Source organism: Bradyrhizobium sp. SZCCHNR1051 (assembly GCF_032489615.1).
Taxonomy (GTDB): Bacteria; Pseudomonadota; Alphaproteobacteria; order Rhizobiales; family Xanthobacteraceae; genus Bradyrhizobium.
On record NZ_JAUEYJ010000032.1, the window covers coordinates 26,290 to 48,547 of the forward strand.

Annotated in this window: 23 protein-coding genes and 1 tRNA gene; 5 read left to right on the top strand and 19 right to left on the bottom strand. The window is 65.4% G+C overall.

All coding sequences use genetic code 11. From position 1 onward, the window contains the following. The first annotated feature begins 9 nt into the window (after positions 1–9). Together QW868_RS30710 and QW868_RS30715 are read left to right on the top strand one after the other, a co-directional pair. Positions 10–1,569 (top strand): oleate hydratase, encoded by a 1,560-nt coding sequence (locus tag QW868_RS30710; protein WP_316232314.1) that lies wholly within the window; start codon positions 10–12, stop codon positions 1,567–1,569. Between the two features lie 114 nt (positions 1,570–1,683). Next, a complete protein-coding gene (locus QW868_RS30715; RefSeq protein WP_316232315.1) occupies positions 1,684–3,243 on the top strand; it encodes an oleate hydratase in 1,560 nt (519 codons plus the stop codon). Positions 3,244–3,764: 521 nt separating this feature from the next. Here the strand turns inward: QW868_RS30715 and QW868_RS30720 are convergent. From QW868_RS30720 to QW868_RS30775, 12 genes are all read right to left on the bottom strand, one after another. Then, the gene (locus QW868_RS30720; RefSeq protein ID WP_315775141.1) at positions 3,765–4,646 is read right to left on the bottom strand and encodes an AraC family transcriptional regulator; all 882 of its coding nucleotides are present in this window, start codon (positions 4,644–4,646) and stop codon (positions 3,765–3,767) included. A 104-nt stretch (positions 4,647–4,750) separates the two neighbouring features. After that, positions 4,751–5,161, bottom strand: a complete 411-nt coding sequence (locus QW868_RS30725; protein ID WP_315775142.1) for a hypothetical protein — start codon at positions 5,159–5,161, stop codon at positions 4,751–4,753. A 103-nt stretch (positions 5,162–5,264) separates the two neighbouring features. Next, a complete protein-coding gene (locus tag QW868_RS30730; protein WP_316232316.1) occupies positions 5,265–6,140 on the bottom strand; it encodes a class I SAM-dependent methyltransferase in 876 nt (291 codons plus the stop codon). A gap of 172 nt (positions 6,141–6,312) precedes the next feature. After that, on the bottom strand, positions 6,313–6,579 hold the full coding sequence (locus QW868_RS30735) for a Txe/YoeB family addiction module toxin (RefSeq protein WP_315775144.1): 267 nt from the start codon (positions 6,577–6,579) through the stop codon (positions 6,313–6,315). 9 nt (positions 6,580–6,588) lie between these two features. Continuing rightward, the gene (locus QW868_RS30740; protein WP_316163869.1) at positions 6,589–6,855 is read right to left on the bottom strand and encodes a type II toxin-antitoxin system prevent-host-death family antitoxin; all 267 of its coding nucleotides are present in this window, start codon (positions 6,853–6,855) and stop codon (positions 6,589–6,591) included. Positions 6,856–7,112: 257 nt separating this feature from the next. Next, a tRNA-Pro gene (locus QW868_RS30745) sits at positions 7,113–7,190 on the bottom strand. A gap of 217 nt (positions 7,191–7,407) precedes the next feature. Further along, positions 7,408–7,968, bottom strand: coding sequence for a MerR family transcriptional regulator (locus tag QW868_RS30750; protein ID WP_315775146.1), 561 nt, complete (start codon positions 7,966–7,968; stop codon positions 7,408–7,410). 200 nt (positions 7,969–8,168) lie between these two features. Continuing rightward, on the bottom strand, positions 8,169–8,525 hold the full coding sequence (locus tag QW868_RS30755) for an integration host factor subunit alpha (RefSeq protein WP_315758632.1): 357 nt from the start codon (positions 8,523–8,525) through the stop codon (positions 8,169–8,171). A gap of 133 nt (positions 8,526–8,658) precedes the next feature. Further along, the gene (locus tag QW868_RS30760; protein WP_316232317.1) at positions 8,659–9,633 is read right to left on the bottom strand and encodes a beta-ketoacyl-ACP synthase III; all 975 of its coding nucleotides are present in this window, start codon (positions 9,631–9,633) and stop codon (positions 8,659–8,661) included. Then, entirely contained in the window at positions 9,630–10,691 is a 1,062-nt protein-coding gene (gene plsX, locus QW868_RS30765) for a phosphate acyltransferase PlsX (protein WP_315740213.1), read from the bottom strand. Before plsX ends, QW868_RS30760 begins: the two co-directional genes overlap by 4 nt. 318 nt (positions 10,692–11,009) lie before the next feature. Next, on the bottom strand, positions 11,010–11,636 hold the full coding sequence (locus QW868_RS30770) for a DUF177 domain-containing protein (protein ID WP_316232318.1): 627 nt from the start codon (positions 11,634–11,636) through the stop codon (positions 11,010–11,012). 4 nt (positions 11,637–11,640) lie between these two features. Beyond that, complete coding sequence (locus QW868_RS30775) at positions 11,641–12,177, bottom strand: ubiquinol-cytochrome C chaperone family protein (RefSeq protein WP_315740215.1); 537 nt, start codon at positions 12,175–12,177, stop codon at positions 11,641–11,643. Between the two features lie 129 nt (positions 12,178–12,306). On the opposite strand from QW868_RS30775, the gene QW868_RS30780 reads away from it, so the two are divergent. The 3 genes from QW868_RS30780 to QW868_RS30790 all read left to right on the top strand — a co-directional run bounded on the left by QW868_RS30780 (position 12,307) and on the right by QW868_RS30790 (position 15,233). Beyond that, entirely contained in the window at positions 12,307–12,768 is a 462-nt protein-coding gene (locus QW868_RS30780) for an outer membrane protein assembly factor BamE (protein WP_315740216.1), read from the top strand. Between the two features lie 156 nt (positions 12,769–12,924). Next, complete coding sequence (locus tag QW868_RS30785) at positions 12,925–13,932, top strand: tripartite tricarboxylate transporter substrate binding protein (RefSeq protein WP_316232319.1); 1,008 nt, start codon at positions 12,925–12,927, stop codon at positions 13,930–13,932. Between the two features lie 218 nt (positions 13,933–14,150). Continuing rightward, on the top strand, positions 14,151–15,233 hold the full coding sequence (locus QW868_RS30790; protein WP_316232323.1) for a DUF2336 domain-containing protein: 1,083 nt from the start codon (positions 14,151–14,153) through the stop codon (positions 15,231–15,233). Positions 15,234–15,316: 83 nt separating this feature from the next. On the opposite strand, the gene QW868_RS30795 is transcribed toward QW868_RS30790, so the two are convergent. The 7 genes from QW868_RS30795 to nrdR all read right to left on the bottom strand — a co-directional run bounded on the left by QW868_RS30795 (position 15,317) and on the right by nrdR (position 22,255). Beyond that, positions 15,317–17,437 carry a sodium-translocating pyrophosphatase gene (locus QW868_RS30795; protein WP_315740218.1) on the bottom strand — a complete coding sequence of 707 codons (2,121 nt, stop codon included), beginning with the start codon at positions 17,435–17,437 and terminating at the stop codon, positions 15,317–15,319. Positions 17,438–17,639: 202 nt separating this feature from the next. Beyond that, the gene (thiL, locus tag QW868_RS30800) at positions 17,640–18,632 is read right to left on the bottom strand and encodes a thiamine-phosphate kinase (protein ID WP_316232320.1); all 993 of its coding nucleotides are present in this window, start codon (positions 18,630–18,632) and stop codon (positions 17,640–17,642) included. Between the two features lie 196 nt (positions 18,633–18,828). Then, positions 18,829–19,338 (bottom strand): transcription antitermination factor NusB, encoded by a 510-nt coding sequence (gene nusB / locus QW868_RS30805; protein ID WP_315798031.1) that lies wholly within the window; start codon positions 19,336–19,338, stop codon positions 18,829–18,831. Between the two features lies 1 nt (position 19,339). Next, entirely contained in the window at positions 19,340–19,831 is a 492-nt protein-coding gene (gene ribH / locus QW868_RS30810; protein WP_316232321.1) for a 6,7-dimethyl-8-ribityllumazine synthase, read from the bottom strand. A 182-nt stretch (positions 19,832–20,013) separates the two neighbouring features. Beyond that, positions 20,014–20,622 (bottom strand): riboflavin synthase, encoded by a 609-nt coding sequence (locus tag QW868_RS30815; RefSeq protein WP_315775156.1) that lies wholly within the window; start codon positions 20,620–20,622, stop codon positions 20,014–20,016. Continuing rightward, complete coding sequence (gene ribD / locus QW868_RS30820; RefSeq protein ID WP_315773142.1) at positions 20,622–21,773, bottom strand: bifunctional diaminohydroxyphosphoribosylaminopyrimidine deaminase/5-amino-6-(5-phosphoribosylamino)uracil reductase RibD; 1,152 nt, start codon at positions 21,771–21,773, stop codon at positions 20,622–20,624. The genes QW868_RS30815 and ribD overlap by 1 nt, the downstream gene beginning before the upstream one ends. Next, entirely contained in the window at positions 21,770–22,255 is a 486-nt protein-coding gene (gene nrdR, locus QW868_RS30825; RefSeq protein ID WP_006612773.1) for a transcriptional regulator NrdR, read from the bottom strand. The genes ribD and nrdR overlap by 4 nt, the downstream gene beginning before the upstream one ends. Positions 22,256–22,258 lie beyond the last annotated feature (3 nt).

Consider the following 22,258-nt stretch of genomic DNA (forward strand, 5'->3'; position numbering starts at 1 on the left):
GTCGATCTCATGAAGGCCTATTTCATCGGCGGCGGCATCGGCTCGCTCGCGGGCGCAGCATTCATGATCCGCGACGGCGGCATCCCCGGTCAGGACATCACCATTTTCGAGAAGCGCCTGCCCTATGGCGGCAGCCTCGACGGCACCAGGCTTGCCGACGGCTCCTACTCCATGCGCGGCGGACGCATGCTGACGACCGAACAATACGAATGCACCTGGGACCTGCTGTCGACGATTCCCAGCTACTCACGGCCCGAGGAGAACATCCTCGGCGAAACCGTCGCCTTCAACGAGCTCCACGTCACGCACGCGCAGGCGCGGCTGGTCGATGCCAACCGGCACAAGGTCGACGTTTCCACCATGGGATTCTCGATGCAGGATCGCATCGAGCTGACGAGGCTCACGGAGACTTCCGAGGAGAAGCTCGGCAATTCGCTGATCTCGGACTGGCTGTCGCCGCCGTTCTTCACCACCAATTTCTGGTACATGTGGCAGACGACCTTCGCCTTCCAGACCTGGCACAGCGCCGTCGAGTTCAGGCGCTATCTGCGGCGCTTCATGAACGAATTCCCGATGATGAATACGCTCGGCGGCGTCAAGCGGACCGTCTACAACCAGTATGACTCGATCGTGCTGCCGCTGGTGCGCTGGCTCGAGGATCGCGGCGTCAACTTCGTCGGCGGCGCCGACGTCGAGGACATCGAGATCGTCACCACGGACGGCCGCCACCGCGCGACCCGGCTCGTGCTCAATCAGGACGGCGCACGCCGCAGCATCGATCTCGCGAGCGACGATCTCGTGTTCTACACCGCGGGCTCGATGACCGACGCGACCAGCCTCGGCAGCCATGACAGCTCGCCGAAGCCGCTTACCAAAGCCGACAGCCATGGCTGGACCTTGTGGGAGAAGCTCGCGGCCGGCCGGCCCGAGTTCGGCAATCCCGCCGTGTTCAACGCGTGCATCCCGGAGTCGAGCTTCGAATCCTTCACGGTGACCTGCCGCAATCCACGTTTCTTCGACGCGATGCAGGCCTTCAGCGGCAACGTCGCCGGCACCGGCGGCCTCGTGACCTTCACCGACTCGAACTGGCGCATGTCGATCGTGCTCTATACCCAGCCGTACTTTCCGAACCAGCCTGACGACATCCAGATCTTCTGGGGCTACGGCCTGTTTCCCGATCGCGTCGGCAATTTCGTGCCCAGGCCGATGTCCGAGTGCAGCGGCGCCGAGATCCTGAAGGAACTATGCGGGCACCTGCGCTTTCCGCTCTCGGTGTTCGCCGACGCGAGCTGCGTGCCGTGCTGGATGCCGTACATCATGAGCATGTTCATGCCGCGCAGCTATGGCGACCGGCCGCTGCCCGTGCCGCTCACCTCGCAGAATCTCGCCTTCATCGGCCAATATGTCGAGCTGCCCGAAGACGCCGTTTTCACGATCGAATATTCGGTGCGCGCGGCCATGCATGCGGTCTATCAGCTCTTGAAGATCGACCGTGCCATTCCGCCGGTCACGCCGTATGACAAATCGCTGAAGGTTTTGCTGCAATCGGTGGTGAAATCATTCGCATGAGGGACCACGCGAGATCGTGATCACCGCGCGCCGCGGCGGTTGACCTGGATCAGTTCCGCCAGGGAACACAGCGGCTAAGCCCCGGATCGCAACAGACGATCCGGGTGAACCATCATGAAGGCGTATTTCATCGGCAGCGGCATCGGCGCATTGGCCGGCGCGGCATTCCTGATCCGTGACGGCGGCGTCGCGGGACGCGACATCACCATCTACGAGAAGCGTCTGCCCTATGGCGGCAGCCTCGATGGCGCGCGGCTGCCCGACGGTTCCTATTCGCTGCGCGGCGGCCGCATGCTGACGACCGATCACTACGAATGCACGTGGGACCTGCTCTCCACCATCCCCAATGCCGGCGATCCCGGCCGCACCGTGCGCGACGAGACGCTCGCCTTCAACGAGGCCCATGTCGCGCATTCGCAGGCGCGCCTCGTCGATCGCAACTGGCACAAGGTCGACGTCTCCACCATGGGCTTTACGATGCAGGATCGGCTCGAGCTCGTCAGGCTGACCGAGGCCTCCGAGGACAAGCTCGGCAACTCCCGCATCACCGACTGGCTGTCGCCGCCGTTCTTCACCACGAATTTCTGGTTCATGTGGCAGACGACGTTCGCATTCCAGCCCTGGCACAGCGCGGTCGAGTTCAAGCGCTATCTGCATCGCTTCATGAACGAGTTTCCGCGCATCGAGACGCTGGCCGGCGTCAAGCGCACCGTGTTCAATCAGTACGACGCGATCGTGGTGCCGCTCGTCAAATGGCTGGAGGGCCATGACGTGAATTTCGCCGGCGGCGTCGATGTCACCGACATCGAGATCGCGACGGAAGCCGGCAAGCACGTCGTCAAGCGCTTGACCCTCGATCGCAACGGCAAGCCGGAGACGGTCGTGGTAGCAACCGACGATCTGGTCTTCCTGCAAAACGGCTCGATGACGGATGCGACCAGCCTGGGCACGCAGGATGCGCCGCCGCCGCGGCTCACCAAGCAGGACAGCCAGGGCTGGACGCTGTGGGAGAAGATCGCAAGGGGACGCCCGGAGTTCGGCAATCCCGCCGCTTTCAACTCATCGATCCCCGAATCCTGCTGGGAGTCCTTCACCGTCACCTGCCGCAATCCGCGCTTCTTCGACGCGATGGAAGCGTTCACCGGCAATGTCGCCGGCACCGGCGGGCTCGTTACCTTCACCGAGTCCAACTGGCTGATGTCGGTCGTGCTGTATCACCAGCCGCATTTCGCCGGCCAGCCTGCGGACGTGCAGGTGTTCTGGGGCTACGCGCTGCATCCCGACCGCATCGGCAATTTCGTGCCGAAGGCCATGGCCGATTGCGGCGGCGCCGACATCCTCAAGGAGCTGTGCGGCCATCTCAACTTCGACCTTTCGGTGTTCGACAACGCGACCTGCGTGCCCTGCCGCCTGCCCTACATCACCAGCATGTTCATGCCGCGCAACACCAGCGACCGCCCGCTGCCGGTGCCGGCGAATTCGAAGAATCTCGCCTTCGTCAGCCAGTTCGTCGAGATTCCCGACGACGTCGTGTTCACGGTGGAATATTCGGTGCGCGCGGCGCAGATGGCGGTCTATCAGCTGCTCGGCATCACCCGGGCGATTCCGCCGATCACCCGCCACGACAAGTCATTCCGCGTGCTGATCGAGACGGTGGAAAAGGCCTTCGCATAGCGCCGTGGCCCTTCGCATCTGCAAAAACGCGCGCCCGGATCAGGCTCGATCCGGGCGCTTTCCATCTCGCGAGGCAGAGTGCGCCTCTATGCTTGCGTGAGCTATCAGTAGCCGAGCAGTGCGAGACCGACCCAGCTGACGGCAAACAGCGACACCACCGAGGTTGCAGCGGCGAAAACAGACAGCGACACTTTCAAAGTCCTGAGGACCATACGCGCCTCCTTCAACGACAATGAACAGCACATCGAGGTGAACCCCGATGTCAGTCTGAAATTTCCTGAAACCCGACTCCGCGACGAGCCGAACACAGGTTTGGTGCGCGCGTGCGCGCAAAGGTTCAATGTCAGGGTGTGGGCCCCGACTGAGCTGCTTGATCGTTAACGACATGACCGGATCGCGGTTCCCGGACGAGAACTGGAACCGCTCCAAGGTCGGCCCGCTCCCCCCGAGCCCTGCATGCGGGACTCGCGGGTTGAGACGGCTCTTGGCTACACGTTTTAGGAAGGGTCGGCCGTCAGGGGCTATTTCAGCGGCAGGAACAGGTCCGCAGCCGTCTCGTGCTCGGGAACCTCCGGGAAGAAGTTCAGCCGCTGGCAATAGATCGGGAAGTCACGCGCCTCCTCGCCGCTGGCCGGAAGCCAGTCGCGATAGAGAAACAGCGCGGCCGGCTCCAGATTGTGGGTGTTGCCGACGACGCGCAGCACGGCGCAGCGTCCGCCGGGGATCTCGCCGACCCTGATTGTCGCGTCATCGGTCTCGACCGGCCGATCGGTCCCGACACAGAGATCCACGCTGTAATCGGCAGGCGACGCGGGGCGCCGCTCGGAGCGCCAGACCGTGAAGGTCGGATTGGTCCTGGGGTGCAGGCCGGCAGCCTTGCGCCAGGCGATGAAGCGCTGGATCGTGGCGCCGAGCGTCGCCGGGTCGCCGCGATGCTCCATGATCGCCACCGGCGTGGTCGGCACCTCGCGAATCGTCACGTCGTCAGGGGTATAGGTCGTCCGCATCAGCTTGCTCCTTGCTTCGTCGAAAGGCCCGAAGGCCGCAAGCCACGGCTCCCAGTCGGGAGATTTCCGGAACGATGACGGCGATTGCCCGAACCGTTGCCGAAAGGCGCGGGCGAAGGCGTCCGGTGCATCGTAGCCGGCATCCATCGCGACCTCCGTGACGGTTTGGGCATCGCTGTAGGCCAGCTGATAGGACGCCCGCTTCATGCGGGCGAGCTGGATGTAGCGATGCACGGACAGCCCGAAGGTCGCCGTGAACTGCCGGTGGAAATGATATTTCGAGTAAGCCGCGATGCTGCTCAGCGCGTCCAGGTCCAGATCATCGTCCAGATGCCGGTCGATATGATCCAAGACCCGCTGCATCCGGGCATGGTAGTTCTGCAGCGCCGCCTTCATCGTTCAGTACTCCGTGGCCGCAGCAGCTAAGCGCGCTCAACGCTGACGCGCTCGACCGATCTTGCGGCTTTGCCACGGGGTCAAAACCAGCACAAAGGATCGGGTCACCTCTTGTTGGCCTGGTCCTTTCTGCTCGCGCATATCTTCACGAAGACTGGATAAGCGGCGCCTGTTCCATGCTCATACAAATTGAAAATGTAGCGGCCCGGCTTGTCCGTGTAGATGATCCGATCATCCGCCTTGCGGTAGCCATCCTTGAGGAAACCATCAGGACCGTTCACCCAGACCTGCGCGCCACTATAGACAACCGCCTCCATCCCACCTTTCTCGTTCAATTGCTGCTCGACAATCCCGACGGTCAGAGCTTGGCCGCCCGCAAAGTTGCCGTAAAATCGCGTATCCAATCCTTGGTAAGACCAGCATTGTGAGCCTGGCTGCATATTGATTTGAACGTCGGCCTTCGCCGCCGACAGGAAGCCGACCAACACGGCACCGGCTGAGAGCAGTCTCGTCATCTTGCACATCTCGAAACGCGTTCTTTCTGTCGCATATGCGCTGATCGTAAGCTCCGCGCTCGCATAGATGGCGCCGCGCTTGGGCTCCGGCGCGGCCGTCGCATTACGGATCGACCGCAGTCACGATCCAGAACGATGCCGGCACCACGACGCGCGGCCCCTTGGCGTAGCGCGCCAGCGCCTTCCTCACGGCAGCGATCGCGGCCTCCGTGGCCTCGGACGGCTGCCCGGCCACGGCACGGCCGGCGGGCCCGATCGCGAGCGCCGTCTGCACCGCGCTGTCGAGGCCGGCGCCTGCGCCGAAGTCGAGCGCGATGTCGTGGCGCTCCAGCCGAATGCGCCGCAGCCCGGCATCGGTCATGACCTTCTCGATCCATTCGGCGGCTCCGAACGCGAAATCGTCCGGCGCGTGCGGCGGCAATCCCGGCAACTTCGGCACGTGGTCATAGGCCGCCTGCAGCGGCTCCAGCGCCCACGGGTTGTCGCGCAGCTCGCCCCAGCAGGCGAAGGCGACGCGCCCCTCCGAGTGCAGCGCATTGCGGATGTTGAGCACGGCGCGCACCGGATTGGCGAAGTACATGACGCCGAGGCGCGAGATCATGAGATCGGCGCTCGCGGCCTTGAAGTGATGCACCATGGCGTCGCCCTGCACGAAGCTCACCGGCGCATCGGCGGGGGTGAACTCGTGGGCCGCGGTCAGCATGGCTGCGGACACGTCGAGGCCAAGCACGCTGCCGCCGGGGCCGACCTTCTCGGCCGCCGCGATCAAGGTCGCCCCGCAACCGCAGCCGATGTCGAGCACCCGCTCGCCCGCCTGGATCGCCGCACGCTCCAGCAGCGCCTCCTGCACCGGCGCCAGTAGCGCATCGATCTCGGCGCGGCGCGCGACCCAGCGCCCGCCGCCCGCACCGTTCCAGAAGGCGATCTGCTCGGCGTTCTCGAAATGCCCAAAGGAGATGTCGACGACGGCGGCGTCCATGGAAGAACTCGGCACAATTGCAGAAATAAAAAACGAGGCCGGCGCGTCTAACGCGCGGGAATCCCGTCGCAGATGTTAAGCGGCCCTCACTGAGTTGGAAAGGTGCGGCGGGTCCGCGCGTACAGCGCATTTTTGGACCAGCGGGCGCAGGACCGCGGCGGCATGGTCCAGCTCAATAGTGATATTTGCACTGGGCAATATCGAGCCGTTGCGTGTCTCCTTGACCCGTGACGCGATAAACCAACCTGTGCTCTCCGGTGATACGCCGAGACCACCAGCCGTGGAGCGCATGTTTGAGGGGCTCTGGTTTCCCCAACCCCTTGAACGGGTCTCGTTTGATGTCCTTGATCAACGTGTTAATGGCCTGGAGAACTTTCTCGTCGTCCTTCTGCCACTCGAGATAGTCCTGCCAAGCGCCTTCGGTCCACGCGATAATCATGTGATCGGATCAAACCGACCTCGTCGGCTCAACCGGCTCACGCTCCGTCAGTTTACCCTCGTCTGCCTCCTGGATCGAACGCAGGAGATGAACGGCGTTTGCCGGGCTCCTCAGAAGATGGACGGTCTCCATAAGACCCTCGTATTCCTCCTCTGACATCAGCACCACGCTTCGTGCGTTCTGACGCGTAACGACGAGCGGTGCCCGTCCATCGCAGACCGCATCCATATAGGTTGCAAGATTGTTCCGCAGCTCGCTGTAGGAAACGTGAGCCATCATACACTCCCCCTTTCGAGGCACACTTTCTTGTACAGATATTTGGCAATCCAAGTAAAGCAAGAGTATCGTGGCACCTGAAGGCGACGCTGTCAGCGTGAGCTGAGCCTCCGATGAGGATTCCCAACCGCCGTCCGGCTCGCCGTCACGGGGCGAGGCGCTTCCGCCAAGAGTCGTGGATCCGCAATATTTGATCACTTCGACGGAGGGATGCAGAGGATCGAGCCCCGGATGAAAACAGAAGCGATCCCGAAAAATGGTCGGAGCGGCGGGATTCGAACCCACGACCCCTAGTCCCCCAGACTAGTGCGCTAACCGGGCTGCGCCACGCTCCGATGGCCGATCGTGTAGCCGTGATCGGGATGGGATGCAAGGCACGGCGGACGGGTTTCGTGGGGGCGATGGATAGAGCGGAGGTCGGGGACCGCCACCCCCAACCCCCTCCCCGCAAGGGGGAGGAGAGCGCAGCCGACTCGTGGCGCCGCTGCGGCTCCGAACTGGCAAATGCTTGGCGCCGTCGGCTCATCCTGTGTTTAGGGCAGCAGGCGCCCCTCACACCTCTTTCATGGCGCGATCGAGCAGCGCGCGGCAGTCCAGCAGCTCCTTGAGCACGCCTTGAAGCTTGTCGCGGTCTTCCGGCTTCATGCCGGCGCGGGCGGGCGGGCCGACCCGGAAGGTGTCGAGGATGTCGTCCTCGGTGTCGACGAAGCGGAAGTCGATGCCCTCCTCGTCGGAGGCCTCCTCCTCGTCCTCCGATTCGACCTCGGCCTCGCCGATCGGCTCCTCCTCCATGAGGGCCTGGCCGAGCGTCTCCTCCATCGCACCGAACGAGACCGCGGCAGAGCTGTCGGCCAGTCCCTGGACCGACTTGACGCCGTGCTCCTTCAGGATCCGCTGCACCCCCTTGATGGTGTAGCCTTCGCCATAGAGCAGGCGCCGGATGCCCTTGAGCAGGTCGACGTCGTCGGGCCGGTAATAGCGCCGGCCCCCGCTCCGCTTCATCGGCTTGATCTGGGCGAACCGGGTCTCCCAAAACCGCAGCACGTGCTGCGGAATGTCGAGCTCCTGCGCGACCTCGCTGATCGTCCGAAACGCATCCGGCGCCTTGTCCAAATGCCCGTTCCCCTTCGATCGTGCTGACAAGAAAGTGGCAGACTACGCTGAATAGATTGGACGAACTGTACGCGGGACGAACTGTACGCGGGACGAACTGTACGCGGGACGAACTGTACGCGGGACGAACTGTACGCGGAACGAACGATACGCGTTCGTCACGGCCTGCCGACAATGCGGCGGGGCGACGGCCCCCGGCCCTATTCCGGCTCGGCGCCGAACTCGGCGCTGGCCTCGCCGTTCATCTTGCCGCTGCCCTGTTGGCCGTTGATGCGCTGCTTCAGGATCGCGGACGGCTTGAACACCATGACTCGCCGCGGCGAGATCGGCACTTCCGTGCCGGTCTTGGGGTTTCGTCCGATGCGCTGCCCCTTCTTGCGCACCATGAACGACCCGAAGGACGATAGCTTGACCGTCTCGCCGCGCTCGAGGCAGTCGGTGATCTCTTTCAAGACCAGCTCGACGAATGCAGACGACTCCGTCCGCGACAGCCCCACCTTCTGGTAGACTGCCTCGCAGAGATCGACGCGTGTGACTGTTTTTCCGGTTCCCGCCATCGCCTGCCCCAAACTCACGGCGAATAATTCGCTCCGGAAATTAAGAGGTTAAGCGGCGGTGGTCAACAGCAGCGTGAATAGAAGTACAGGCCGTAGTGTCGATCTCTGGGCGTAATCCCGCCGCACGGCAGGCTCACCAGCGCACCAGGGCCGAGGCCCAGGTGAAGCCGCCGCCCATCGCCTCCAGCAAAACCACGTCGCCCTTCTTGATGCGGCCGTCCTTGACGGCCACGTCCAGCGCCAGCGGGATCGAGGCAGCGGAGGTATTTCCATGCCGATCGACCGTCAATACCACCTTCTCCGGCGCGATGTGCAGCTTGTGCGCCGAAGCGTCGATGATTCGCTTGTTGGCCTGGTGCGGCACGAACCAGTCGATGGTCTCGGCCGACAGGCCGGTGGCATCGAAGGCGTCGACGATCACGTCGGTGATCATGCCGACCGCGTGCTTGAACACCTCGCGGCCCTCCATCCGCAGATGCCCGACGGTCTGGGTCGAGGACGGACCGCCGTCGACATAGAGCTTGGCCTTGTGGCGACCGTCGGAGCGCAGATGCGTGGTCAATACGCCGCGATCGGCCGACGTGCCGCCCTGCTCCTGGGCGTCCAGGATCACCGCGCCCGCGCCGTCACCGAACAGCACGCAGGTGGTGCGGTCGTTCCAATCGAGGATGCGCGAGAAGGTCTCGGCACCGATCACGAGCGCACGCTTGAACGAGCGGCTGCGGAGGAAATTGTCGGCGGTGGCGAGCGCAAAGACGAAGCCCGAGCAGACCGCCTGCAGGTCGAACGCCGCGCCATGGTGGATGCCGAGTTCGTTCTGGACCGCAACCGCGGTCGCCGGAAAGGTGTTGTCCGGCGTCGAGGTGCCGAGCACGATCAGGTCGATCGACTGCGGATCGACGTCGGCCGCCGCAAGGGCGGCCCGGGCCGCGTTGATCGCCAGATGTGAGGTGAACTCGCCGTCGGCTGCGACATGGCGCTCACGGATGCCGGTGCGCTGGACGATCCACTCGTCCGAGGTCTCGATGCGGCTTGCCAGCTCGGCATTGGTCACGACCCGCTGCGGGAGGTAGGAGCCACAGCCGAGCACGACCGAACGAATTGTCACGAGACAGCCTCCTGGACGACGGATTCGGACGCCGGTGCGCCGCCGTCGGGATTGAGTGTTTGATTGATCTTGGTCAGGAGATCGTAGCGGGCCATCTCATAGCCAACCCTGACCGCCGAGGCAAAGCCCTCGGCATCGGTTCCGCCGTGGCTCTTCACCACCATGCCCTTGAGCCCGAGCACCACGCTGCCGTTGGATTTGCGCGGGTCGAGTCGGGCCCGCAAAGCGGCGAAGGCGCCGCGGGCCAACAGATAGCCGATCCGTGCAAGCCAGCTCGCCTGGATCGCGCCGCGCAGGAAATCCGTGACCTGGCGGACGGTGCCCTCGGCCGTCTTCAAAGCGATGTTGCCGCTGAAGCCCTCGGTCACGACCACGTCGGCCGCACCCTTGCCAATGCCGTCGCCCTCGACGAAGCCGATATAGTCGAGCTGCGGCAGGTTCATCGCGCGCAGCTGCTCGGCCGCCTCGCGGATCTCCTCATGGCCCTTGATCTCCTCGACGCCGATGTTGAGAAGGCCGACGGTCGGCCGCGGCTTGTTGAACAGCACGCTCGCCAGCGCGCCGCCCATCACTGCCAGCGCGACGAGATGGTGGGCATCGCCGCCGATCGTCGCACCGAGGTCGAGCACGACCGATTCGCCGCGCGCGGTCGGCCAGATCGCGGCCAGAGCCGGCCGGTCGATCCCGTCCAGCGTGCGCAGGCAGAAGCGCGCCATCGCCACCAGCGCGCCGGTGTTGCCGGCTGATACCGCGACGTCGGCCTCCCCCTTCTTGACCGCCTCGAGCGCGAGCCACATCGACGAGGTCTTTCGGCCGCGCCGGAGCGCCTGGCTCGGCTTGTCCTCCATGCTGACGGCGACGTCGGTGTGGATGACCCGCGAGACGGCCTTCAGCCGCGGATGCCGGTCGAGTTCGGGTACGATCTTGGCGCTATCGCCGAACAGCAGAAACTCCGCATCCGGATGGCGGCTCAGTGCGATCGCAGCACCGGGAATGACGATGGCCGCGCCGAAATCCCCGCCCATGGCGTCCAGCGCGATTCGAACCTTTTGAGGCATGACGTCCCGGAAACCTGATCTCGAGCTTTGTCTCGTCTTGGCCGTGACTTGCTTGGCCGTGTTTGGCGGTCGTTCAGAGGCATTGCGCGGCCGATGGACGGGCCAGAGGCCGTCCGGGCCTTTTCGTCGCACCCCGACCCGGGCGCGACAATAGCGTCTCTCCGTGTCGAAACAACCTCCCGGGGGCAATGCAATTTGCAACCGCCACGCGGTCCGGGGCCAGCAGGGACCCGTCTTTGCCATCGAAATCAGCAGCTTGAGAGGATTTCGAGAGGCTTTGTGACAGGATCGACCGCTTCCGGCCTGCACAACGGCGCGTCAATCCTCACCCGTTTTCTTCGCTTTGACGGCGCCCGGCCCGGCGGCATCTGCCGATTTCAGCGCCTTCAGCGCCGCGAAGGGATGGTCCTCCGGCTCGGCGGCTGCCGCCATCGGCTGCTCGAACACGGCGCCCGGCTTGCGCGGATAGGGATCGATCCCCAGGAACAGCGCGTCGGCGGCAAGCCGGCCGAGGTCGATCTGCCCGCCAATGACCGGCTCCGGCGGATCAGCCGTCTCCACCTCGCTGTTGGGATCGTCCTCGACCAGATCGGCAAGCTCGGGAATCTGCTCCGGCGGGGCGAACATCTGGTCGATCGGCTCGTCGATCTCGATCTCGATCGGATCGAGCGTGACGACGCAGGTCTGACCGATCCGGGCCCGCACCCGGCCCTCGACATGCACCTTGCCGTCGCGCTTCTGGACGACGTCGAACGAGGCATGGGCCGAGATGACCTCGCGCAGCTCGGCAAGCGCGGCGAGCGCGCGGCGCGTGGCTTCGTCGGCCTCGATCTCGCGATGCAGGCCGGCCTCCGGAATCTGCGCCACGATCACCGGCGGCGCCCGCCAGGGATCCTTCGCCGGATCTCGCCCCGTCTGTCGCGATGTGTCTGTGTCTCTGCTCATCTCGCTAGTCCTGCTGCACCGGCTGCGGGAAGCTCCAGCCGGCGCCGAGCAGCCTGTTGTCGTCGAGAGCGGCGAGGTGCGCGGCCACCCGCGCCGCATAGGCGGCAAGTCCGGCTGCGCTGTCCGGATGCTCCCCGTTCAAGATATTCTTCTGCAGCGCCTCCGCCAGCCGGGCCTCGCTCTCGGACCAGGCGAGGTCATAGGCGGCGGTGCGGCCATAGAATGCCTCGCCGAACTTCTGCATCCGCTTCGGCACGGTGAGATCCCCCACCCCCATCTCGCGCAGATTGTCGTCCATGTCGTCGCAGAAGCGGTCGAATAGCGCCTGCGATAGCTCCGACCCCACCCCGCGCAGCCGCCGCAGCACCAGCCAGAGGTGCAGAATCAGCAGATCGAGCCGTCCCTCGACCGTGTCGGGGACATTCAAGTGTCTATAAAACAACGGGTCTCGGGTTTGTGCCACGATCGTGCCATAGATCGGCTCGATGGTCCCGCGCGGGGACGGTCGGGATTTGCTGAGAAGGTTGAATGGCCAGAGCATGACGGTTCCGCGGTCGAGTTTCCCTGACCCTGTTCGGGGGCATGTTGCAATCCGCAAGTTTGCCCGGTACGTCAACGCCCTGCCCGACGCAAGGGGACGGGATCCGATCTGAAGAAGATGACCCAGACAATGCGAACGACTGCCCGCCTGCTCTCCCGCGGCCTGAGCACCCGACTGCGCACCGCCGGCGCGATCGCGCTGACCTGTCTGGCGCTGGCCGCCTGCACCGGCGAGCAGTTCCAGAAGGGCTACATCATGCCCCCCGGCGCGCTGGAGCAGATCCCGATCGGCGCCAGCCAGGACCAGGTGCTGATCGTGATGGGCACGCCGTCAACGGTGGCGACGCTCGACGGCGAGGTATTCTACTACATCTCCCAGCGCGCCGAGCGCCCTGTCGCCTTCATGAACCAGAAGGTGGTCGATCAGCGCGTCATCGCGATCTATTTCGACAAGAACCGCCAGGTCCGGCGGCTCGCCAATTACGGCATGAAGGACGGCAAGATCTTCGACTTCGTCAGCCGCACCACGCCGACCTCCGGCCAGGAGCTCAGCTACCTGACACCGCTGTTCAAGCTGCTCAGCTTCAACTGATCCCGACACGATCGCCGCAGCCCGGAATGTGATTCCGGGCCACGGCACAAAGCCGGACCGCTGCGCTGAATTGCGCAGCTCGCGCGCAATTGGCCTGCTTGCTCTGGCGCTGCAATCTTCCCTACCCTGCTGCAAAACAAGAGCAGGGAGGAATCATTGGCTCATAGCATCGCGCTGTCGCGCCGCAGGCTTCTGTCCGGAGCCGCAGCGCTGTCGACCGCCGCCATTCTGCCGCGCACGAGTCTCGCCGACTGGCGTCCGACCGAGACGATCAAGCTGATCGTGCCCGCCGCGCCCGGCGGCAGCACCGACGTGATGGGACGGCTGCTGGCCGCGCATCTGCAGACGGTTTGGGGACAATCGGCGGTGGTCGAGAATCGCTCCGGCGGTGGCGGCACGATCGGCACCGCCGAGGTCGCGCGCAACACCAAGGGGGACGGGTACACGATCCTGATCGGCAATCCCGGTCCCAACGCGATCGCCTATTCGATCTTCCGCAACCTCGCCTACAAGCCGGATCAGCTGCAGGCGGTGTCCAACATGATCCGCATCCCGAACATCGTCTCGGCGCATCCGTCGACCGGGATCAAGTCGATCCCGGAGCTGATCGCCTACCTCAAGGCCAATCCCGACAAGCTCAACTACGGCTCGTCAGGCGTCGGCCAGAGCCCGCATCTCACCGGCGCCTGGTTCCTGCAGCTCACCGGGTTGAAGATGACGCACATCCCGTTCCGCGGCGCCGGCCCCGCGCTGCAGGCCGCGCTCGCCGGCGACATCCAGATCCTGTTCGACAATCTGTTTCCGTCGCTGCCGCAGGTGCAGGACGGCAAGCTGACCGGCCTGTGCGTGACGACGCCGGAGCGCAGCGCCAACGCGCCCGACCTGCCGACGATGCGCGAAAGCGCGCCGGAGCTGGCCAAGTTCGACGTGTCGTCCTGGTTCGGCGTGTTCCTGCCCAAGGCCTGCCCGCCGGAGATCGTCAGCGCGCTCAACCTGCAGGTCAAGGCGATGCTGGAGCGCGAGGACATCGCTAAGAACATCGCGGCCATGGGCGCCCGCGCCGACTACGGCACGCCGCAGCAGTTCGGCGATTTCGTCCAGGCCGAGACAGCCAAGTTCGCGTCGATCATCCAGAAGGAAGGCCTGCAGATGGACGTGAAGTAGCCCTGGGCCCGGCGGCGCCGCGTCTCGGTGGAGCATTGGAATAGGGTTCGTGGTGTAACGGCACCTTAAGCGGGATGGTGCGATAGATGGCGGCCGCGCGTCCTTGATCCGGTTGCGAGATACCATCAGCCGATGCCGGGCCGACGACCTCGCGTGGATGCGGTCCGATCACCGTCCGAGGGGCAGGCGCCGGCGATGTCCATCGCATGAGCCGTGCCTTGCCCAACAGCGTTCTCCACCAGCTCGAAGACATTCTCGCCAGCCGATACGTGTCGCGGCGCGCCGAGATCCTGGAGCGCGTCACCGACCTGTTCGTCGTGGGCTCGGGCAAGTTCACCGAAGAACATGTCGATCTGTTCGACCACGTGCTGTTCAAGCTGCTCGACAACGTCGCCATTGCGGCGCGGGCGCAGCTCGGCAGCCGGCTCGCGATGCTGCCTGACGCGCCGCCGCGGCTGCTCCGTCTGCTCGCCAGCGACGAGACGATCGCGGTGGCAGGTTCCGTGCTGCGCCAGAGCGAACGGCTCGACGACGAGACCCTGGTCGCGACCGCGCAGACCCGGGGCCAGGAGCATCTGCTCGCGATCTCCGACCGCAAGATCCTCACGGAATCCGTCACCGACGTTCTGGTCGATCGCGGCAATCAGGCCGTCGTTTCGAACACCGCCAACAATGGCGGCGCGCGCTTCTCCGATCACGGCTTCTCCGGCCTGGTGACCAAGGCATCCGAAGATCCCCGCCTCGCCTTGAACCTCTGGAGCCGACCCGACAGCCCACGCGAGGTGCTGGTCCGGCTGTTCGTCGAAGCCTCCGACGCGGTGCGCAGCCAGCTCGCCAGCGCTGATGCGGCGCGGGCCGAGATCGTCGAGCTCGCCGTGGCGCAGGCTTCGGATCATCTGCAGGCCGCCGCGCGGACGCGCTCGGCCGATTTCGTCACCGCCAAGGACTATGTCGAGCTGCTGCACGCGACCGGCCAGCTCCACGAGGCGCAGCTGCACGGCTTCGCCAAGGAAGGCAGCTTCGACAAGGTCATGCTGGCGCTGTCCCTGATGTGCAAGCTGCCGCTCGACGTGGTCGAGCGCGCCTTCGTGCACAACCAGCCGGATCAGCTCCTGGTGCTCGCCAAGGCGTTCGACCTGTCCTGGGTCACCACCACGACGCTGCTGTTCATGCAGGCGCATGCCAGCGGCAGCGCACGCCCACAGCTCGACCAGCATCTGGCGAGCTTCTCGCAAATGCAGCCGCGAACCGCGCAGAGCACGCTGCAGTCGTATCGGACGCGGCAGCGCGCGGCGGAATAGATGGCGTCACGACACAACGAGAGACAATGAAAGACCCCGCAGCTCGCGCCGCGGGGTTTTTATTGGTCAGGACATCGCCCCGCTCAGTGCGCGAGGATCGCCAGCAGCAGCAGGGCCACGATGTTGGTGATCTTGATCATCGGGTTCACCGCGGGGCCGGCCGTGTCCTTGTAGGGGTCGCCGACAGTGTCACCCGTCACCGCCGCCTTGTGAGCATCCGAGCCCTTGCCGCCGTAGTGGCCGTCCTCGATGTACTTCTTGGCGTTGTCCCAGGCGCCGCCGCCCGAGGTCATCGAGATCGCGACGAACAGGCCGGTGACGATGACGCCGAGCAGCATGGCGCCGACGGCCGAGAACGCCGCCGACTTGCCGGCTGCGCCGCCGCCCGCGATGGCGTAGATCAGGAAGTACACGACGATTGGCGACAGCACCGGCAGCAGCGAGGGGATGATCATCTCCTTGATCGCCGCCTTGGTCAGCAGGTCAACCGCCTTACCGTAGTCAGGCTTGTCGGTGCCCTGCATGATGCCCGGCTTCTCGCGGAACTGACGCCGCACCTCCTCGACGATCGCGCCGGCCGCACGGCCGACCGCGGTCATGCCCATCGCGCCGAACAGATACGGCAGCAGGCCGCCGAACAGCAGACCAACCACGACATAAGGGTTGTTCAGCGAGAAGTCCGGCTTGATCCCCGCGAAATAGGGATGGTGCGCCGAATCCGCGATGAAGAACTGGAGGTCCTGGTTATAGGCCGCGAACAGCACCAGCGCGCCGAGACCGGCCGAGCCGATCGCGTAGCCCTTGGTGACCGCCTTGGTAGTGTTGCCGACCGCGTCGAGCGCGTCGGTCGACTTGCGGACCTCCTTCGGCAGACCGGCCATCTCGGCGATGCCGCCGGCATTGTCGGTGACCGGGCCGAAGGCGTCGAGCGCGACGATCATGCCGGCCAGAGCGAGCATGGTCGTGGTGGCGATCGCGATGCCGAACAGGCCGGCCAGGCTATAAGTGACCAGGATGCCGGCGATGATGACGATCGCAGGCAGCGCGGTCGACTCCATCGAGATGGCGAGGCCCTGGATCACGTTGGTGCCGTGACCGGTCACCGAGGCCGCCGCGATCGACTTCACCGGGCGGAAGTCGGTGCCGGTGTAGTATTCGGTGATCCAGATGATGAGGCCGGTGACGACCAGACCGACCACGCCGCACATGAACAGCGCCGTGCCGGTGTAGTCGACGCCGTCGAGCTTGCCGAAGCCGATCAGCCAGGCGATCGCCAGCGCCACGCCACCGAGCGACAGGACGCCGGTCGCAATCAGGCCCTTGTAAAGCGCGCCCATGATCGACTGGCTGGCGCCGAGCTTGACGAAAAAGGTGCCTGCGATCGAGGTGATGATGCAGATGCCGCCGATGGCGAGCGGCAGGGTCATCATGTTGGTCAACAGCGACGACTTGGCGAAGAAGATGGCCGCCAGGACCATGGTGGCGACCGCGGTCACCGCGTAGGTCTCGAACAGGTCGGCGGCCATGCCGGCGCAGTCACCGACGTTGTCGCCGACGTTGTCGGCGATGGTCGCGGGGTTGCGCGGATCGTCCTCCGGGATGCCGGCTTCGACCTTGCCGACGAGGTCACCGCCGACGTCGGCGCCCTTGGTGAAGATGCCGCCGCCGAGACGGGCGAAGATCGAGATCAGCGAGGCACCGAAGCCGAGCGCGACCAGCGCGTCGATCACGGTGCGACTGTCCGGCGCGAGCTTCATGAAGCCGGTCAGGATGCCGAAATAGATGGTGACGCCGAGTAGTGCGAGACCGGCCACGAGCAGACCGGTGATGGCGCCGGCCTTGAAGGCGAGTTCGAGGCCGCCGGCGAGCGAGGTGATGGCCGCCTGTGCCGTGCGGACGTTGGCGCGCACCGACACGTTCATGCCGATGAAGCCAGCCGCGCCGGAGAGGATCGCGCCGATCGCAAAGCCGATCGCGACGAGCATGCCGAGGAAATACGCAAGGAGCACGAAGATCACGACACCGACGATTCCGATCGTCATGTATTGGCGGCGAAGATAGGCCTGCGCGCCCTCACGCACGGCCGCCGCGATTTCCTGCATGCGCGCATTGCCGGCGTCCGCGCTGAGCACCGATTGTGTGGCCCAGATCGCATAGACGATCGACAGCGCTCCGCAGAGCACGATCACCCATAAAGCTGACATTTAGTTTCCTCGGCTCTTTGCTTTTTCTAACTACGTCACGCCGCGATGGTGCGACGCACGCCCCCTGTCAGGCCGCCCCGGGCGGAGCCGCCTCGAACATCATGAAGCTTGCCAAAATCGCCATGATGACGCAACGCCGCGACGCCTGAACCGCTCCAAATTCAGACGCTTCTTTGGTCGCATTGTGCGGTGCAAATAGGTATCAGAAGTGGCTGAAGGACAAGCGCGTCAGTGTGACGGGACGGCCCTGCCCGTCTAGGAAGCGCGGGGCTCGCGTTCCTTCGACGATGGCGCCGATGTCGGTGACGGCAACGCCCGCCGTCTCGGCTGCAGCACGGAACGCTGCGCATTGCGCTGCGGGAACAGTGCAGAGGATCTCGTAATCGTCGCCGCCGGAGATCATGCTTTCAAGCTGCGCGGCCCCGACAGCGAGCAGCTTCGCCGCCGCCGGCGATCGTGGAATGTGTGAAAGCGTGATGTCGGCGCCCACGGAAGAGGCGGCGCAGAGCTTGATCAGGTCGCCTGCGAGGCCATCGGAGACGTCCATCGAGGCGGTCGCGTAGTCTCTCACGGCCGCGGCCAGGGCATTGCGCGGCTGCGGCGTGCGATAGCGGCCGATCAGCATATCCCGCGCGGCGGGATCGTCGGCCAGCGCCGCCGCCTCCGCTGTGCCCGTCAGCATGCACAGGCCGAGCGCGGCATCACCGATCGTTCCCGTGACCATCACCCGGTCGCCGGCACGCGCCCCGAACCGATGCACCATCCGGCCCCGGGGCACCCGACCCCAGGCTGCGATCGAGATCATCACGGGACCGGGCGTCGACACGGTGTCGCCGCCGAGCAGCGGACAGCCGAACGCAGCCGCGTCCTCGCCGAGGCCACGCGCGAACTCCGACAGCCACGCCTCGTCCTTCTCGCGCAGCGCCAGCGTCAGGACGAAGCCGGTGGGCACGGCGCCCTTGGCGGCGAGATCGGACAGGTTCACCCGCAGCGCCTTGCGCGCGATGGTGTCGGGGGGATCGCTGGCGAGATAATGGACGCCTTCGACGATGGCGTCGGTCTTGACGACGATGTCGTCACCATTGGCCGGAATGATCGCGGCATCGTCGACGAGGCCGAAGGCGCCGGGGTCCGTCGCCAGCGGCTTGAAATAGCGGGCGATCAGGGAGTCTTCGCCGGAGGGGTTGTGGGTCACGCGCTCGTCCCCCACACTTTGCACACTCTGCTGTCATCGCCCGGCTCGACCGGGCGATCCAGTACGCCGCGGCCATTCCGTATCCCTTGAACGTCTCTGGAATACGGGATCACCCGCCGTCGCGGGTGATGACAGTCGAGGAAAGAGACTGGCATCGCGCCGGTTCGCAACGATCGTGCTCCGGCGCCCCCCATCGCTACTTCGGCCCCATCTCGTCGGCTCGGTATTGCCGGGCGAGTTGCTCCAGCACGGCGTTGACCATGCCGGTCTCGTCGCGCTCGACGAAGGCATGGGCGATGTCGACATATTCGGACACGACGACCCGCGCCGGAATGTCCTTGCGCCGCTCCAGCTCATAGGCGCCGGCACGCAGCACCGCGCGCAAGATCGCCTCGATCCGCTGCAGCGGCCAGCCGCGCTCCAGCGCATTGTCCAGCACGGGATCGATCTTGGTCTGGTCGCGCACCACGCCGGAGACGATGTCGCGGAAGAAGGCGGCCTCGGCCGGCAGATACTGCTCGCCCTCGACCTCGTTGCCGAGCCAGTGGCTCTCGAACTCGGCCAGCACGTCGTTGATGCCGGCGCCGGCGATGTCCATCTGGTAGAGCGCCTGCACGGCGGCAAGCCGCGCCGCGCCGCGCCGGTTGGCCTTCCGATCGTTTGCTCTGACCGGGCCCTTGAACGGTTTGTTGCTGCTCTCGGCCATCTCAGCCTCGCGCCAGACGGCGTTTGATGCGCAGCACGGCGAGCGCGGCCCGCGCAGCATCGCCGCCCTTGTTCATTTCCGAGACGCGGGCGCGCGCCCAGGCCTGATCCTCGGTGTTGACGGTGAGAATGCCGTTGCCGAGCGGCAGGCCGCGCGCCACCGACAGGTCCATCAGCGCCCGCGAGGACTCCTGCGACACGATCTCGAAATGGATGGTGTCGCCGCGGATGACGCAACCGAGCGCGATCGCCGCATCATAGGGCTTGCCGTTCTTGGCGGCCGCATCGAGCGCAATGGCAATGGTCGCCGGAATCTCCAACGATCCAGAGACCGTGAGAACATCATAGCCCACGCCCGCCGCCTTCAGCTCGGCGGTGGCGCCCTCCAGCAGGGCATCCTGAAGATCGTCGTAGAAGCGGGCCTCGACGATCAGCGCCCGGGCGCCGGAGATGTCGGTCTGGTCTTTGAGCGGCGCGCGCCGTGCGTCTGCCATGGTTCTGTTTCCATTGTCTTCAGGTGCCTCGTCCCAAGGGAGCGGCCATCCGGCCGCCTCGCGAAGGGCGAGATGAAATCGGCCTCATGCTGCGAGACGACACATCGGCGCCTCCTCGCAATCAGGGCTGGCCTTGTAGGCGCCAGCGCCCGCAAAGCCAAGACGGAAAGCCCCCTTCGAGGCTACTTCATTTCCGTGAGGCGCGCGGCATAGCGCGCCATCAGGTCGACCTCGAGATTGACCTCGCCGCCGGCCTGCCAGGACGACAGCGTGGTGACCGACAGCGTATGCGGAATGATCAGCACCGAGAAGGCCAGTTCGTCGACGGTGTTGACCGTCAGCGACACGCCGTCGAGGGTAACTGAACCCTTGGTGGCGATGAAGCGCGCCAGATCCCGCGTTGTCTTCAGCACGAACCGCGCCATATCAGGCAGGTCGTCGCGGCTGACGATGGTCGCAATACCGTCGACATGACCCGAGACGATGTGACCGCCGAGCTCGTCGCCGATCTTCAGCGCCCGCTCCAGGTTCAGCTTCGTTCCGACGCGCCAGTGCTTGGCCGTGGTCAGCGCCAGCGTCTCCGCGGCGGCATCGACCTCGAACCAGGTCTTGCCGTCGGTGAGGCCCGACTGCACGACCGTGAGGCAGACGCCGTTGTTGGCGATGGACGCGCCATCGGCGATCGTGGCCTGGTCGTAGCTGCAGGCGATGCGCAGCCGGTGCAGCTTGCCCTCGGTCCGCGGCGTCAGGCTGACGATCTCGCCGATATCGGTGACGATGCCGGTAAACATTACGCGCGCTCGTAAATCGTAAGGGTGTCGGGATCGAGCGTTTCGCTAGCACGAACGCGATAGGCCGGCGACTGCGTGATTGCGGTCAGCGGCAATGCATCCAGCGCAGCGATCCCGTCCGCTCCGATCTCCCCGGGACCACGCAGCAGCCAGATTTCATCGACCAGGCCACTTGCCATGAAAGATGATGCGACGCGGCTGCCGCCTTCGATCATCAAACGGGTGATGCCCTTCTCGGCGAGCGCCTTGAGCACGGCGGGTGGCTCCAGTGCCGACGGTGCGACCTGCGGCGGCAGGCGGATCACCTGCGCGCCGGCGGCTCCCAGCTTGGTCGCTGCGGCGGGCTCCGCCACCTCAGAGGCAACGAGCCAAAGCGGCGTCGTCCGCGCTGACTGCACCAGACGGCTGGCGGTCGGGAGGCGCAGGACGGGGTCGAGCACGACACGGACCGGCGAGCGGGATTCCATGCCGGGTAGCCGGCAGGTCAGCAGCGGATCGTCGGCGATCGCGGTGCGCACGCCGATCAGGATCGCGTCGCTCTGGGCACGCAACACATGCACGCGCGTCCGCGCCGCTTCGCCGGTGATCGCGACCGGCGTGTTGCCCGCGGCTGCAATCTTGTCGTCGGCCGAGACGGCAAGCTTCAGGATCACATGCGGCCGCCCGTCGCGGATGCGTCGGAAATGACCCGAATGGTCGCGCTTGGCGTCCGCCGAGCAGAGGCCGACCTCGACCTGGATGCCGGCGGCGCGGAGCTTCGCATGTCCCTGCCCTGCGACCTCCGGATTGGGATCCTCGATCGCCGAGACGACGCGGCTGATTCCGGCTGCGATAACCGCGTCCACGCAAGGCGGCGACTTGCCGACATGCGAACACGGCTCCAGCGTCACGTAGAGCGTGGCGCCTTTGGCTGCCTCCCCGGCACGGCGCAGCGCCTCGGGCTCGCCATGAGGACGTCCACCGGGCTGGGTCCAGCCGCGGCCGACGATCACGCCGTCCTTGACCACCACGGCACCGACGGCGGGATTGGGCCAGGTCCGCCCCAACCCGCGGCGGCCGAGCGTCAGCGCGAGCTGCATGAAGCGGCGGTCGGCGTCCTTCTGAGCCTTCAGCTTCTCGCCGACCTGATCGACCAGAACCCGGAAGATCATTTGCGGACCGGCGCGAGGCGCGGTGCTTCGTCCTCCGCCGAGAGCTCGCCGAGCACGGCCTCGAAATCCTTGGCCTCGCGGAAATTGCGGTAGACCGAGGCGAAGCGGACATAGGCCACGTCGTCGAGATCGCGCAGATGCTCCATCACGATCTCGCCGATCGCCTCCGAGGACACTTCCGACTCGCCGCCGCTCTCGAGCTCGCGCACGATCGCCGAGACCATCTTCTCGACCCGCTCCGGATCGACCGAGCGCTTGCGCAAGGAGATCTGCACCGAGCGCATCAGCTTGTCGCGGTCGAACGGCACGCGGCGGCCGTTGCGCTTGATCACGGTCAGTTCGCGCAGCTGCACCCGCTCGAAGGTCGTGAAGCGGAAATTGCAGGTGACGCAGACCCGCCGCCGCCGGATCACCGAGGAATCCTCGGTGGGGCGGGAGTCCTTCACCTGCGTATCGAGACTGTTGCAGCTCGGGCAGCGCATTTC